This window comes from Butyrivibrio sp. WCD3002 (genome assembly GCF_000424265.1).
In the GTDB taxonomy this organism is placed as follows: Bacteria; Bacillota; Clostridia; order Lachnospirales; family Lachnospiraceae; genus Butyrivibrio.
This window is the reverse complement of record NZ_AUJO01000005.1, coordinates 125,143-141,214: the sequence shown is the minus strand read 5'-3', so window position 1 is coordinate 141,214 and position 16,072 is coordinate 125,143. Positions and strand designations below refer to the sequence as shown.

At 42.4% G+C, this 16,072-nt stretch carries 12 protein-coding genes; 7 read left to right on the top strand and 5 right to left on the bottom strand.

Annotated elements, in window-relative coordinates; genetic code table 11:
• Positions 1–11: 11 nt before the first annotated feature.
• Both G608_RS0108150 and G608_RS0108145 read left to right on the top strand, forming a co-directional pair.
• Positions 12–668 (top strand): hypothetical protein, encoded by a 657-nt coding sequence (locus G608_RS0108150; protein WP_026495620.1) that lies wholly within the window; start codon positions 12–14, stop codon positions 666–668.
• A gap of 301 nt (positions 669–969) precedes the next feature.
• Entirely contained in the window at positions 970–2,034 is a 1,065-nt protein-coding gene (locus G608_RS0108145; RefSeq protein WP_026495619.1) for an ATP-binding protein, read from the top strand.
• A 123-nt stretch (positions 2,035–2,157) separates the two neighbouring features.
• On the opposite strand, the gene G608_RS0108140 is transcribed toward G608_RS0108145, so the two are convergent.
• Positions 2,158–2,856: a hypothetical protein gene (locus tag G608_RS0108140; protein WP_026495618.1), complete on the bottom strand. Its 699-nt coding sequence runs from the start codon at positions 2,854–2,856 to the stop codon at positions 2,158–2,160.
• A gap of 291 nt (positions 2,857–3,147) precedes the next feature.
• Positions 3,148–5,580 (bottom strand): GH36-type glycosyl hydrolase domain-containing protein, encoded by a 2,433-nt coding sequence (locus G608_RS0108135; protein ID WP_026495617.1) that lies wholly within the window; start codon positions 5,578–5,580, stop codon positions 3,148–3,150.
• Positions 5,581–5,909: 329 nt separating this feature from the next.
• On the opposite strand from G608_RS0108135, the gene G608_RS0108130 reads away from it, so the two are divergent.
• The 5 genes from G608_RS0108130 (at position 5,910) to pap (ending at position 12,200) form a co-directional block, all read left to right on the top strand.
• Positions 5,910–6,935, top strand: coding sequence for a LacI family DNA-binding transcriptional regulator (locus G608_RS0108130; RefSeq protein ID WP_026523962.1), 1,026 nt, complete (start codon positions 5,910–5,912; stop codon positions 6,933–6,935).
• Between the two features lie 22 nt (positions 6,936–6,957).
• Positions 6,958–7,863, top strand: coding sequence for an ABC transporter permease (locus tag G608_RS0108125; RefSeq protein ID WP_026495615.1), 906 nt, complete (start codon positions 6,958–6,960; stop codon positions 7,861–7,863).
• Between the two features lie 25 nt (positions 7,864–7,888).
• On the top strand, positions 7,889–8,812 hold the full coding sequence (locus tag G608_RS0108120; RefSeq protein ID WP_026495614.1) for a carbohydrate ABC transporter permease: 924 nt from the start codon (positions 7,889–7,891) through the stop codon (positions 8,810–8,812).
• Between the two features lie 68 nt (positions 8,813–8,880).
• On the top strand, positions 8,881–10,494 hold the full coding sequence (locus G608_RS0108115) for an ABC transporter substrate-binding protein (RefSeq protein WP_026495613.1): 1,614 nt from the start codon (positions 8,881–8,883) through the stop codon (positions 10,492–10,494).
• A 221-nt stretch (positions 10,495–10,715) separates the two neighbouring features.
• Positions 10,716–12,200, top strand: coding sequence for a polyphosphate:AMP phosphotransferase (gene pap, locus G608_RS0108110; protein ID WP_026495612.1), 1,485 nt, complete (start codon positions 10,716–10,718; stop codon positions 12,198–12,200).
• 152 nt (positions 12,201–12,352) lie between these two features.
• On the opposite strand, the gene G608_RS0108105 is transcribed toward pap, so the two are convergent.
• Genes G608_RS0108105 through G608_RS0108095 form a run of 3 tightly spaced genes read right to left on the bottom strand, consistent with a single transcriptional unit; the run spans position 12,353 to position 16,066 of the window.
• The gene (locus G608_RS0108105; protein WP_026495611.1) at positions 12,353–14,161 is read right to left on the bottom strand and encodes a sugar ABC transporter substrate-binding protein; all 1,809 of its coding nucleotides are present in this window, start codon (positions 14,159–14,161) and stop codon (positions 12,353–12,355) included.
• A gap of 59 nt (positions 14,162–14,220) precedes the next feature.
• On the bottom strand, positions 14,221–15,144 hold the full coding sequence (locus tag G608_RS0108100) for a carbohydrate ABC transporter permease (RefSeq protein WP_026495610.1): 924 nt from the start codon (positions 15,142–15,144) through the stop codon (positions 14,221–14,223).
• A 13-nt stretch (positions 15,145–15,157) separates the two neighbouring features.
• Positions 15,158–16,066, bottom strand: a complete 909-nt coding sequence (locus G608_RS0108095) for an ABC transporter permease subunit (protein ID WP_026495609.1) — start codon at positions 16,064–16,066, stop codon at positions 15,158–15,160.
• Positions 16,067–16,072 lie beyond the last annotated feature (6 nt).

Here is a 16,072-nt window from a genome sequence, read left to right as displayed (position 1 = left end):
AGGTGAAAAATATGGATTCAGAAAAGCCGGCATGGATCCTCAAAGAGAAGATTTTTTCTGAGGATCACATGTTTACACGTCTTATGGGAAATGCTATTGAAGAGAACCTCACAGAGACCTATGAGGCACTCTATTATGCCAGGGACAGGCATGCAGGACAGTCCCGTAAAACGAGTCCTTTTACCCAGGAACACATCCCATATATCACGCATCCTCTTATGATGGCGTGTCATGCCCATGCTATGGGTATCAAAAATGATCATGTTCTGGCTACGGTTCTTTTACACGATGTATGCGAGGATTGTGGTGTAAAACCTGAAAATCTGCCCTTTTCCGAGCCTGTAAGGCACTCTGTGGCACTTCTTACCAAACCCGAGAATTACAGCGGCACCGATGCCGAGAAAAAGCGTTATTACGTCGGAATTTCTTCTGATAGTACTGCGTCCATAGTTAAAGCTCTCGACAGATGTAATAACGTGAGTCTGATGTCACTGGCGTTTTCAAGAGAAAAGATAATTTCCTATGTGGAGGAGACAGAAGAGTACGTTTATCCTCTTCTTGAGCACATTAAATACGGCGATAAGATCTACAATGATGCGGTATTCCTCATAAAATATCAGCTAAAGAGCACCATGGAGACAATAAAGGCCTTTATTATAAAAGGATAACACATGTTATAATTTGCGCTTCAAGATTCCCCTAAAGAAGACTATGGAAGTGATCAAAGCCTTCTTCAGGGGATTTTTATGTATTATTATAGTGTTTTATATTGCGGTTCTGAAATTATATAGCTTTATATAGAAAAATGTTTTTATTCAAAATTATATTAAAATATATAGTAATGTTGCAATTATATAAATTCATATAGTATTATATAGATACAACAAGAAAATTATGGCAGGAGCAATGAAATAGAATTTTCAATAGATGCAAAAAGACTGAGGAAAGAGCAGTTAGTCAGGAGGCACCATGAGTACGAAAAATCCATATACAATAAGCTTTGGGAAGATTCCATCAAAATATCTCAGCAGAAACTATGTCATAGACAGTATTGCTGAAGCTTTTGAAAGGGATGTGCCTGATGAGCAGGCTTTTAAGCTGACCGGGATAAGAGGGACCGGGAAAACAGTCACGCTTACTGCCATAGAGCAGCATTTTAGGGATGATGAGGATTGGATAGTAATAGGAATACGCTCTGATTCTGATATCATAAGTGAGCTCGTAGCTCATTTATACAGTTCTGTTCCGATGGTTTCGGCTTTTGTAGATGCGAATCTCAATTTGTCCGCCTTTGGGATTGGCCTTAATATAACCAGTAAAAGTCCTGTTGCCAGCATCGATTATGCGCTGAAGGTGATCTTGTCTGAACTGAAAAAATCCGGAAAACACCTGCTGGTTACTATTGATGAAGCTAGAAAAACAAAGGGCATTGTTGATTTTATCCAGGAATTTCAGATACTTATAAGGGAAGAACTACCTATTTTTGTTATAGTCGCAGGATTATATGAAGATATAGAGAGTCTGGAAAATGCTGAGGGGCTTACATTTTTCCTTCGTGCAACTAAATATGAGATGTCACCCTTAAATATCACTTATATTCGGGATGATTACAAAGATACGCTTGGTATTGACTTTGAAGAGGCTGAAAAAATGGCCTTTATCACTAAGGGATACGCGTATGCATACCAGACCCTTGGGAAATATATGTGGGATTCCAAAGAGAAGTACCTTACAAAGGAAGTGCTCCGAAAATTTGATGAAGTTCTATCAGAGAAGGTATATAAGAAAATCTGGAGTGAGCTGGCGCCAAAAGATAAGTGGTTTCTGCAATTTATCGTAAAAAAAGAGACCATGGAAGTGGGTGAGTTACTTGAGCTGACAAAGACAACCCATAGTACCTGGTCTGTTCCGCGTAGCCGCTTATCTGAAAAAGGCATTATTGATGCTTCAAACAGAGGAACCGTTTCAATTCTTCTTCCAAGATTTAAAGAATTTATTGAGGGTCTGGGTCCGTTGCCGGAACTTATGGTCTAGCTTCCCTTAAAAAGGTTAAGAAGCCACTTAAACACACAAATACCTTCCAGAAATGAAAAAATAAGCTCCCGCGGATAAAAAATCTGCGGGAGCTTGTGCTTTATATATGCATATAAGGGGCAATCAATTATTTGGTTTGCGATTTGCCCAACCAAAGCCGCATTTATAGCCTTCCTTGTCCCTAATATAGAAATGAATGTAATCGACCTTAGAAAGGTTTATTTTCCCATTCTTTTTGTAGTACATGGGCTTTTTTACACTGGGTTTTGTCTGAAAGGTGGGATTTTGATACATCTTGTATCCTTTTTTGAGACTGACCGTAAGAACTTTTTTTCCGGATACCTTTGAAACGCCGTCGGCAAACATGCCATAATGACGAACATCGGGTTCATTGAAAGTCTTCTGGATACTCTTAGATCCCAGTTTTAATGTTTTAAACGGATTTTTATAAGGTGTAACCTTTATTTTTGCTTTACTGGTATAATCCTTACCCTTGTATTTGTAGGTGGCAATAAGGGTAATCTTTCCGGGTTTTATGTAGGTAAAGTCTACACTCTGAGTATTATTGCCATTTGATACTATTTCAGCAGTACATATGCTTTCGTCGGAACTTGAGATGGTAAAGTCAGTAACCCCATCAAGATTCATTACTGCAAAACAGGTATTACATGTTCCCGGATAGGCCAGGGATTTGTCAAAATCAGATATACCTATTTTTACGGTTTGAAGATCGTAATTTGCAGCAGTGGCCGTTTTGTTTCCGATGACCATGATCATAGCTGCAAGCATGGTCATCGCAAGAATTTTAATTGTTTTTTTCATTTCACCCTCCTATAGAACTCTTTTCAACAAAAAAATACTAACAAAAATAATTATAGCGTTTAAAATCCTTTTTTAAAGTACATTTTGAGGAGGAGAGCTATGGAAATTCCTCTTTTAAGAAAAAGTAATACAGGTTAAAACAGATAAATATTTATAATAAGAATCCCCGCTGGCATGGGCTTGCCTGCGGGGATTGCTTAATAGAAGGAATTGAAAAAGAAAGTATTTAGCAATTATATTTCACAACCGATCGTAAAATCGGGTGGAAACCAAAGGTTTTGTGGCTAATTCTTAGCCCATGATTGCTTCAACGGTGTACTCTTTTACGGAAGGATCGTAAGGAATTACTGTTCCGTTTATTTCGTTGCCGTTGACAATCAGCTTCTGGATGCCCTTCTGAGCGCCATTTGTCTTAACGCTGATATTGTAAGTAGCACCTCTGTATTTTCTTACGAGTTCGAAATCGCCGAACTCGGCAGGTACACAAGGATCAACTGATAATCCCTTGTGTGTAGGATAAATTCCCAGGATATACTGAGAAATATTAACAAATGTCCAGGCAGCTGTACCTGTAAGCCAGCTGTTCTTGCCCTGTCCGAAGAATTTAGCGTCTCTTCCGGCTACCATCTGTGAGTAAACATAAGGCTCTGTGCAGTGAATATCACTGATCTCCTCAACGTAAGCAGGGCAGGTCTTCTTATAGATCTCGAAAGCTCTGTCGCCGTGTCCAAGTACTGTCTCAGCAATTGAAACCCAAGGATTGTTATGGCAGAAGATGCCTGCATTCTCCTTGTATCCCGGAGGATAGGAGCTTACTTCACCGAGCTCAAGGTGATACTCTGTATATGCCGGCTGAAGGATCATTACACCGTATTTGGTATCAAGACGCTCTTTTACGCTCTTAAGAGCCTTCTCTGCGAGACCTTCCTTAACACCGATACCTGCAAGAACGCAGAAGCCCTGAGGCTCAATGTAGATCTGACCTTCCTTGCACTCATGTGAACCAACTTTATTAGAATGTGCATCATATGCACGAACGAACCATTCGCCGTCCCAACCTGCTGTGCAAACAGCGTCATACATCTTCTTAACCTCGGCGCGGGCACGCTCTGCTTCGGCAGAATCACCCTTAAGCTCGCAGAGCTGAGCGTATTCTTCACCATATTTTACAAACATACCAGCGATGAATACTGATTCAGCAACGGGACCCTCGCTGGGACCAAAAGTCTGGAAGGATTCACCGGGATGAGCTGAGAAGCAGTTAAGGTTCAGGCAGTCATTCCAGTCTGCACGACCGATAAGAGGCAGATCATGAGGTCCCTTGTGGTTTACGATGTAGTCAAAACTTCTCTTTAAGTGGTTCATAAGAGGAGTAGCAACGCTCATATCGTTATCAAAAGGAACAGTTTCATCAAGGATTGTCATATCGCCTGTTTCTCTGATATATGCGCTGGTACCTGCGATCAGCCACAGCGGATCATCATTGAATCCTGAACCGATGTCGGAGTTACCCTTCTTGGTAAGGGGCTGATACTGGTGGTATGCGCTACCATCCTGGAACTGAGTAGAAGCAATATCAATGATACGCTCTCTTGCTCTGTCCGGAATGAGATGTACGAAACCAAGCAAATCCTGGCAGGAATCTCTAAAGCCCATTCCACGGCCGATTCCTGACTCATAATAAGAAGCAGAACGTGACATGTTGAAGGTAACCATGCACTGATACTGATTCCAGATATTTACCATGCGATCAACCTTCTCATTGGAAGACTTGACATGATATATAGAAAGAAGGTTATCCCAATAAGCAGAAAGCTCAGCAAAAGCCTTGTCTACATCAGCATCTGACTGATATCTTGCAAGCATCTCGTTTGCAGGCTTCTTGTTGATGATGCCGTGGGACTCCCACTTCTGATCCTCAGGATTCTCTACATATCCAAGGATAAAGTTGAAGGTCTTTGTCTCGCCGGGAGTGAGCGTAATATCAATCTGATGAGCTGCGATGGGAGACCATCCGCTTGCTACAGAATTGGTAAGCTTTCCTGCGAAAACAGCGTCCGGATGATCCGGTCCGTTGTATGCACCAAGGAATGCGTCACGGCTTGTATCGACAGCATCTACCTTAGTATTAACAGAATATATAGCGTAGTGATTACGTCTCTCGCGATACTCTGTCTTATGGAAAATAGTAGAATCAACAATCTCAACTTCACCGGTACTTAAGTTACGCTGGAAGTTCTTCATGTCGTCATCTGCGTTCCAGAGACACCATTCAACGTAAGAAAACAGCTGTAATTTTTTCTCAGAAGAGCTGTTGTTAGTGAGTTCTACGTGTGAAATCTCGCATGTATCGCTCATAGGAACGAATGAAAGAACAGAAGCCTTAACATCGTTCTTAACGGATGTGAATTTACTATATCCTATACCGTGACGGCACTCATAGGAATCAAGCTCAGTCTTTACAGGCTGCCAGCCGGGATTCCAAACGGTCTCACCATCCTTAATATAGAAATATTTACCATTATTGTCATAAGGTACATTGTTGTAGCGGTATCTTGTAAGTCTTAAGAGCTTAGCGTCCTTATAAAAGGAATATCCGCCACAGGTGTTAGAAACAAGCGAAAAGAAATCCTTGTTGCCAAGGTAATTGATCCAGGGCAAAGGAGTCTTGGGCGTTGTTATAACATACTCGCGATTTTTATCATCGAAAAAACCGTACTGCATTCTGCGTTCCTCCCAATATTAGCGTGATAATCTTAAACGATTAAGTCATTAGATAAAACTGATTATAAGGGGTAACCTCGCTTTTTTCAAGAAAAATATTATTCACGCTATCACTGAGTTTTAAGGAAACGTTTTCGTAAAACCTCAGTAAAATTAACGTTTTTAAGTAGATTTATGAAAATTACTAAAATTTTCGTGGTAAAAATTGTAAAAATAATACAAAAAATGACAAAATGCACAACAATTTTAAAAAATGTACTTGATTTGGTGAAAAATGTGATATATATTTAAGCCACGAAAACGATTTAGTAGTTTCGATGGGAGCATTTATGGCACGTAGAATTTCACTTAAAGACATTGCAACAGCTTGTAATGTGTCGGTGGCTACGGTTTCCAAGGCCCTCAATGATCAGGATGATATTGGTGAGAAGACCAAAAAACACATCCGCGAAACTGCTGCAGAGATGGGATATTTTCCGAATTTCGCAGCGAAAGCTCTTAAGACAAACAGAACCTACAATATAGGAGTACTGTTCGTCGATGAAGCGCAAAGCGGACTTACACACGATTACTTTTCGAGCGTATTGGACAGTTTTAAGAGAACTGTTGAGGCTGGTGGATACGATGTGACGTTTATAAGTGGTGGCGTGATGGCCAACCGAAATATGTCATATTTAGAGCATGCTCGATATAGGAATTTCGATGGTGTGATGATAGCCTGCGTAGATTTCATGGATCCGCAGGTAGGGGAACTTGCCAGAAGCGCAATTCCGCTGGTGACGATCGATTACGTGTTCAATGATCGTTCGGCTATCATTTCTGATAATGTACAGGGAATAAGTGATCTGCTTACATACGTATATAAGCAGGGTCACAGAAAAATAGCATATATTCACGGAGCTGATTCGTCAGTAACCCAGGCCAGATTGAAGAGCTTTTACAAGACGGCTATGGAGCTGGGGCTTGAGATTCCCGAGGAATATATACTGGAAGCCGATTATCGAGACACAGTTGGCGCATTTAACGCAACAAACAAATTATTGGAGCTTAAAGATAGGCCCACATGTATCTTATATCCTGATGATTTTGCCGCATTTGGTGGAGTTAATGCTATAAGAGGCAAAGGCCTCCGAGTTCCGGATGACATTTCGATTGCCGGATACGACGGAATTGAGATTGCTATGAGATACAGTCCGCAGCTGACTACCATAGTCCAGGACACAGAGAGTCTTGGAAGAAAAGCTGCAGAGAAATTGATCGATTCTATTGAAAATCCGATGACAACCTTCAGTGAACAGGTTGTTGTGAGCGGTAAGCTTAATGAAGGTGAATCAGTAGGAGAGATCAGAGAGTAACCATAAAGGTGGGAGGTTAGATATGAAAGGTTTTTGGGAAAACACATGGAAACACAGAGCACATGTCGTTATGGCATTGCCGGTATTCCTGATTTTGTTCTTTATTATGTATGTGCCTATGGCAGGTCTTGTCATGGCGTTTAAGAATTTCAATTACGCAGACGGAATTTGGAAGAGTCCCTGGAATGGTTTGGAGAACTTCAAATTCCTGATAGCGTCTAAGGCAACATTCATTTCCATAACAAGAAATACAATTCTGTATTACCTGTTGTTTACAGTTATAGGAACACTTCTTAACGTAACACTTGCTATCATGATTGACAGACTTGTGTTCAAGAAGATGGCTAAGACAATGCAGACACTGATGATCATTCCTGTTTTCATTTCATATGCAGCAGTTCAGTTCATCGTATATGCATTCATCAGTTCAGACACAGGTATCATTAACCACATGTTCGGTACTTCAACAAGATTTTACTCAAGCGCAGGACTCTGGCCCTGGATACTTCTTGTAGTAAAAATCTGGAAGGATACAGGTTACGGTTCAGTTCTTTATATGTCAGTTCTTGCAGGAATTGATTCAGAGCTCTATGAAGCTGCTGATATCGACGGTGCAAACGGATGGCAGAAGATATGGCACATCACCATTCCTTCACTTATACCTATGATCACAGTAATGCTTCTTCTTTCAGTAGGAACAGTAATGCACTCTGACACAGGTCTTTTCTATCAGGTAACACGTAACAGCGGAACGCTTTACAGCACAACGCAGGTTATTGACTCATATGTACTTAATGCTATTTTCAAGAATTCAAACTTTGGATTCGTTGCAGCTACATCTTTCTTCCAGTCAATTGTTGGACTTTTACTTATGCTTGTAGCTAACTTTTCCGTTCGTAAGATCGCACCGGAAAATGCATTGTTCTGATTAGAGATTTGGGAGGAAAAAAGAAATGGCAAAAAATAATAAGGACTTAGAGCCTTCTAAAAAAGAAAAAGTAACAGTTGCGCAGATTATATTGGCAATAATACTTCTTGCTTACACAGTGTTTGCATTTTTACCTGTAGAGCTTACATTTGTGGCAGCGTTCACAGATGAAAAGAGTATCACACAGAACGGTTTCAGATTCTGGCCTCTTCAGTGGTCTCTGGCAGGTATGGGAACAGTTCTTCGTTATGGTCAGCAGCTTGCAAGATCATACGGCGTAACAATTCTCGTAACAGTAGTAGGTACATTCCTCGGACTTTTATTCATGAGTATGTTCGCATATTCAATCAGCCGTAAGGAATTCAGACTTGCGAAGTTTTTATCGGTATTCCTGCTTATCCCCATGCTTTTCAATGGTGGTACGCTTTCAGGATACATCATTTTTACAAGTTACTATCATCTTAAGGATAGCCTCTGGCTTCTTATCCTGCCTCTGTGCGTATCCACAATGAACGTAATCATTTTAAGAACTTACATTGTAAACAGCATTCCCGGAGAGCTTATGGAAGCAGCCAAGATCGACGGAGCGGGTGAGTACAGAACCTTCTTCCAGATCACACTTCCACTTCTTAAGCCTTCACTTGCAGCCGTTGGTTTCATGATGGCTACAGCATACTGGAATGACTGGCAGAACGCTCTGCTTTACATCGACTCTGATGTTAAGAAGCCTTTGCAGCTACTTCTTATCAACATTCAGAAGAGTATTGAGTTCCTTCTTAATAACTCTAACGTTCCTGCATCCGCAAGGGCAGCTATGGGAGGAACAATACCGCAGTACTCAGCAACAATGGCAACAGTTCTCGTAGTTATTGGACCTATCATGGTAGTATATCCGTTCTTCCAGAAATACTTCATCAAGGGTCTTACCGTTGGTTCAGTTAAAGGTTGATATTCTAGCCCGCTACATAGTGTTTCGGGATGAATATAAATAATTTTAGCCTAAAAGGGGGGCAAAAAATGAAGAAAAAAGTTATTTCTACACTCATGGCAACAGCTATGGTAACATCATTACTTGCAGGATGTTCTTCATCTTCAAGTACACCTGATGCAGGTACAACAGAAGCTCCTGAAGCAGAGTCAACAGAAACTGCTACAGAAGAGACAGCAGAAACTGCTACAGAAGAGACAACAGAAGCTGCTGAGGACACAGCTGAGGCTGAGACTCCTGTAGAGGAGAAGGCTGCTGATGGCGCAACAACAATTAACGTTTACAGATGTACATTCAACCTTGCAAATCCTGATTCAGAGCAGGTTCAGAAGGTTGAGGATGCTATCAACGCATACATCGCAGGCAAGATTCCGGTACAGATCAAACTTACAGACGTAGGTTCTGGTGAGTACACAGACAAGGCGAACCTTGCACTTGCTAACAACGAGATCAACCTTCTTTGGACAGCTTCATGGGAAGGCACAATCGGAACAAACGATCTTGTTCCTGCAAACGCTGTATATGATCTTTCAGACATCCTTCCCGGAACAGACCTTTACAATTCAATGGATGAAGGTCAGTGGGAAGCAGCTAAGTATGATGGAAAAATGTATTTCGTACCTGTATACAAGGATAACGTAGAAGGTTACGACTTCATGTTCCGTCAGGATCTTATCGATCAGCACAACTGGGATATCAGTTCTGTAAAAGAGCTTAAGGACCTCGAGCCCATGCTCGCAGATGCTAAGGCTGATGGCCTCAAGTATCCTTTCCTTACTCAGAAGACAGCAATGTTCTACAGATGGTACATTGATAAGTTTGATTTCTTCACAGCTGATTCTGCTACAAACTTCGTTGCTGTAGACAGAGCTTCTGATGAAGTTGTAGACACAATTCTTACTCCTGAGTATAAAGAGTTCTGCACACTTATGGGTGAGTGGGCTGATAAGGGCTACATCTCAGAAGATGACTACACAAAGGTTACAACAGATACAACAACTCAGACACAGGATTGGGCTGTTTCATGGTGGACAGATATCCCGGTTAACGACGAAGCAGATGCTCGTTATGGCCAGGATGTAACAATGCAGCCTGCTACAAACAGATGGGCACATTCAACATCAGCTCTTGGTTCATGCTACTGCGTAACAGCTAATTCAACACCTGAGCAGGCTAAGGCTTGTGTAGACTTCCTTGGTCTCCTTTACACAGATTCAACACTTGCTGATATGTACACATTTGGTATCGAGGGTGAGGACTTCACATACGATGCTAACCACCAGGTTACACAGACATCTGAGAAGTACAACCACTCAATGTGGGAGTCTGCTAGTGCTACAATCGTAACACCTCTTGACAACGAGCCTGCAAACAAGGCTGAGCTTTACAAGGACTTCAACGGTGGTGCTAACACATCTAGCGCAGCTGGATTCCGTTTCGACAAGACTCCTGTAGAGAGCCAGTATGCAGCATGTGCTAACGTATCCGGTGAGTACGGATTCAATCTTGAGAACGGTGGCGTTCCTGCATCTGATGTAGAATCTACAATCGAAGCTTATCAGGCAGCTCTTGACGAAGCAGGTTACCAGGACGTTCTTGCTGAGTTCCAGAAGCAGTATGACGAGTGGAAGGCTTCCAAGTAATTTGGAAATTTTCTCTAATAACTAAAACAACCGGGAAAGGCTTCGGCGAAATTATTCGCCGAAGCTTTTTCCTTTTTATGGTTAATTTGGGCTTGATCCTTCGTGAAGCTGTTTCAGCTTAGTGTCTTGCTTTATATATTTTTTCTAAAAATATAATTTTCGCATAATACCTATCACGAGTGAATTTAAGTAAGATTATATTAGTGAAAGGAGCCGATACTATGCTTAAAGATTTCGTTAAATCAGATATACCTGAGGAAGAGGAACTTACGGCCAAACTTAAGGAGGAAAGAGCCAGATTATCAGCCTTTCAGATGAAGATTAAGGAGGCGGGACTTCCTGTAATGGTGCTGTTTGAGGGATGGAATGCAGCGGGAAAAGGCGCTATTATCGGAAAAGTAATAAGGAACATTGATCCGAGATTTTTCCGTGTGGCCACCATGGACAGAGAGCCTAGCGAGGATGAAAAGCGCTATCCTTTTCTTTATCGTTTTATAAAGGAGATTCCGGAAGCAGGAAAATTCAGGTTTTTTGACACCTGCTGGATGGAAGAAGTGGTTGATGGCGTGTTGGAAGGCAAATTGACCGAGGAAGTCTATCAGAAGAGAGTACATTCCATTAACGTAATCGAGAGGCAGCTTTGCGATAACGGATATCTGGTGGTTAAACTGTTTTTTCATATATCTAAAAAGGAACAGAAAAAGCGTCACGATGCATTAAGAGAAAGCAAGAATACCAGCTGGCGTGTCCAGGAAGACGACCTTCTTCAGAATAAACAATATGACAAGTGCATAGATGTTTTCGACAGATATCTGGTTGATACGAACCAGTCCAGGGCACCCTGGTATATCATTGATGCTACAGAGAAAAAATGGGCTGAGCTGCAGGTTTTACAGTTCCTTAATCAGGGAATAGATACGGCTCTTAAGAATCATGCCATGAGTGTACCGATTCTTCAGAATACTTTCCCGATGCACAAACTTCCGAAGCTTGCTGATATCTCCCTTACGGACAAGGTTATGTCGGAAGAGGAGTATGATATTGAGCTGAAGGCTCTTCAAAAGGAGCTCAGGGAATTAAATAACAAGGTTTATCGAAAGAAAATCCCTGTAATTATAGCCTATGAGGGATGGGATGCCGCAGGAAAAGGCGGTAACATCAAGAGGATTACGGCAGCCCTTGATCCGAGAGATTATGTGGTTGAGCCAATAGCCAGCCCCGAGCCCCATGAAAAGGCAAGGCATTATCTGTGGCGCTTCTGGACAAGGCTTCCAAAGACCGGTCATATAACAATATTTGATCGCACCTGGTACGGAAGAGTTATGGTTGAGAGATTAGAGGGATTTTGCTCTGAAAACGACTGGCAAAGAGCTTATAATGAGATCAACGAGTTTGAGAAGGAGCTTAGTGAATGGGGTGCTGTAATCATCAAATTCTGGGTACAGATCGATAACGGAACCCAGCTTGAGCGCTTTACAGACAGGCAGAATACACCTGAAAAGCAGTGGAAGATTACAGATGAAGACTGGAGAAATCGTGAAAAATGGGATCTTTATGAGACAGCCATAGATGAGATGATTGCTAAGACCAGCACGGAATTTGCGCCATGGCACATTCTGGAGTCGGTAGACAAGAAGTATGCAAGGATAAAAGCCTTAAAAATCGTCATTGAAGAGCTTAAGAAGGCCCTTGGAGAGAAAAAGTAGGGTATTTGTCCGAAAATATTAAAGGCGCTAAAATCGCGCAAATAGGAGATTTTTACTATAGGAAAATCCGGAGACAGATTTGATTCTGCTCCGGATTTTCATTATTTACGCCTTGCGGCGATTATTTAGCTTTTTCTAAGAATCAGTTCAGATTACTGAGCTGCCTTTCTAGCCTCGATCATAGGCTGATACTTATCTGTATCAAATGCTGTAAGATCTGCCCATCCAAGACCTTCGAGCTGTGTTACCATCTCATCCCACTGAGCATCAAAGTCAGCGTCATCAGCTGCGAATACCATTCTCCAGGAAGAATCCTTGATGAGGTCGCCGCACTGCTTACGGATAAGGCTGATATCTGTTGTATCGATTGCAAGTGCCTTGTTAATGCTGGGAACAACTGTCATCATACCGTTCTTGTTGAGGTATTCAACATCATCAGCTGCACCAAACTTCTCAGACCACTCTTTGGTTGTCTTAGTCTGGTTCATCTCGATTGTTGTTGACCACATATCAGAAGCATAAGGTTCGCCTGTATCAGGGTTAACATCACAAGAAGCTACAATCCACTGGTTGATCTGGTTGTTACCATCGTTCCAGTTGCCGCCGCCGAGTTCATCGGGAACGATAACTTCTGCTGAGAATCTGTTAAGACCATCCTCTGTAAGAGTGTACTTGCCATCTTCGACTGTGTATATAAGACCTTCTGTACCGGCGTGCTGGATCTGAACACCCTCGGGTGAAGCATACCAGTCAAGGAACTCCATAAGTCTTGCAAAGTTCTCATCGCTAACCTGAGAACCAACTGCGAGAACACGACCATCGCCGTAGTAAGTATCAGATGCCTGATAAAGGTTTGTATCAGCAACAGGGATTTCTACGTAGTTTGTGCCTTCCTCACCTCTTGCAGGGCTGTTCCAGAAACCATACTGCCAGCTATACCAGTAGAGGTAAATTCTCTTATCCTGCATCTTGGAAACGATTGCGTTCCAGTCCTGAGTAGCAGAATCGGGATCTACAAGACCCATCTGATTTGCCTGATAGAGGAACTTAAGCATCTTGTAGTAAGCGCCGTCCTTCTCTGTAAGAGGAACGATGGAGTTGTCTGTTCCGATAAGTACGGAACCGTTAACTTCCTGGCCATACCACTTTGTAAGCTGAGCTACGTTCTCCATATACTGGCTATCCCAGTCTTTCCAAAGGCTGATAGCGTAAGCAGGATCGCCGTTGTCGTTTGTAGGATGAGCATCCTGGATTGACTTTAAGCAAGCAAGAAGATCATCGAGGTTCTTAAGGTCGGGAGCACCAGCTTCGTTGTACATATCCCATCCCATACGAGGATAAGAGTATACATGAAGCTGCTTGTACTCTGTAGGACCATTGTTGTTCATTTCAAGCGGAATAGCATAGATCTTAGATCCGTCACCCATCATGGAGTTGAATTCTTTGATCTGCTTTTCATATTTCATGAGGTTAGGATACTGTGAGATAACATCTGTGAGGTCATGGATAAGTCCTGACTCTACACATTCCTGCATATCTGCATTGTCGAGGATGATGAGATCTCCAAGTGCGCCTGCTGCGCAGCGTGTCTGGTAAAGAGCAGCGCCATCACCTGCAACCTGAGGTGCGATGATGTTGAGTTCCATGTTGAACTTGTCCTTAACGATTTTGCCGTACCATCCGGGCTGAACACCCTGGAAGTTAGCAGCTACATTGTAGAAATCAACGGTGTAGGTCTCGTCATGACTTGCTGCGGGAGCCTCTCCAGCCTCTGCTGTGTCAGTAGCTTCTGTTGCGTCAGATGATGTTTCTGCTGCAGGTGCCTCTGTTGAAGCTGCCTCAGTAGATCCGCCGTCAGTGGTTGCAGGAGCTGAATCGCCTGTACTGCCGCCACAACCGGCAAGCATGCTCACTGTCATCAGTGTAGTGAGTGCCAATGATGTAACTTTTTTCAGTTTCATTTTCATTCCTCCTTTTTTGATTTGAAGTTCTATATTCACCCCTTAAGGGATGGATTCCGTTAACCTTTAACCGCACCAATCATAATGCCCTTTACGAAGTATTTCTGGAAGATCGGGTAAACGAGCATAATCGGCAGAACGACAATAACCGTTATGGTCATTCGTACACTGGTGGTAGTCTGTGTTGTAGCTGCTGCAGCTGCAAGGGACGCCGTACTTGATGTGCTCTGCGCCAGAGATGCCAGCGAGCTCGCCTGGTTCAGATACTGATAAAGCACGAACTGAAGAGGATAGAGCTTGGTGTCTGTCATAAGGAGTAGTGTATCCTGGAATGCATTCCACTGGCTGACTGCAGAGAAAATAGCTACTGTAGCCATGATGGGCTTGATTACAGGGATAATTACGCGGAAGAATACAGTAAGTACACCTGCGCCGTCCATCTCAGCTGCTTCCTGGAGCTCCTTCGGAACGGATTCTACGAAGGTTTTGGTAAGTATCAGGTTAAAGGGTGATACAATCGCAGGAAGTATATATCCCCAGAAGTTATTTGTGAGGTGCATGGTCTTCATAACCAGGTACCAGGGGATGATTCCGGCGTTGAAATACATTGTTGCAACAACCAGCCTGTACCAGAACTTACGAGCCCACATTTTTTCCTGTGTAAACATGAAGCCCAGGAAAGCGGATGCGAAAACCGTAAGGGCAGTTCCAAGAACAGTTCTCATAAGAGAGATCTTGAATGCCTGAGGAAGGCCTTCAATCCTGAATGCAGAGATGTAATTGTGAAAATGTATATTCTGCGGAAGGAAGAGGATATCACCTCTGGCACTTATGTCATTAGCACTGATTGTATTGATCATTATGTAGTAGAACGGGTACAGGCAGAGAAAAGCAGCTATTGTATAGATGATATAGCACACAATCTCTACGGCTCTGTCACCGGCACTTACATGCATTTTGTGTTTTGTTTTTACCTGACTCATAGCTCTCCTCCAATTACAAAATACTTTCGCCGCGAATTACCTTGGACGCTTTGTTAACGATGAACAGAAGCACAAGGCTTACCAGACTCTTAAGCATACTGATTGCAACTGAAACTGAGTAACCACCGCTACCCATAGCCATGTTGTAAACATACAGGTCAAGAACCTGGATATAATCTTTGTTAAATGCGTTCTGGAATACGTAGTACTGCTCCATACCATTATTAAGGAAGTTCGCTACGTTAAGTACCAGAAGTACAAAGTAGGTAGGAAGAAGGCTTGGAATTGTGATGTGCCAGATGATCTGCATTCTGGTTGCACCATCAACTCTTGCAGCCTGGATCATTTCGTCATCGATACTGGAAATAGCAGCGATATACATGATAGCTGCCCATCCCAGGTTCTTCCATGTAAGCCATAACCACTGTGTAAACCAAACATGGGTTGAAGCCTGCAGGAAAAGAATAGGTGTATCGATTAATCCAATCTTCATAAGCAGGGAATTAAGCATTCCGGTGCTGTTAAAGAGTGAAAATGCGATTGAATAAACCATAACCCAGCTCACGAAGTTCGGAAGGGTTGTAACTGTCTGAACAAATTTACGGAACTTAACTCCGTGAATCTCATTAAGAAATACTGCGAATAACATAGGAAGCCAGCTGGTTCCGAGAGTAAGACCACTCATTGCAAAGGTATTTTTAAGAACCTGAATGAGCTGCTTGATTTTAACATCACTGCTTACCAGGGAAGCGAACCATTTTCCGCCGACAAAAGCGCAATCGGCAAGGTCCTTCGGTGGCTTATAATCATAGAATGCATACATCCATCCATAAAGAGGGTAGTAACAGAAGAGAAGTACCAGCACTATGAATGGAACTACCAGAAGAAAAAGTTTGAATGAATACAACTTCTTTTTAGACAAGGGACA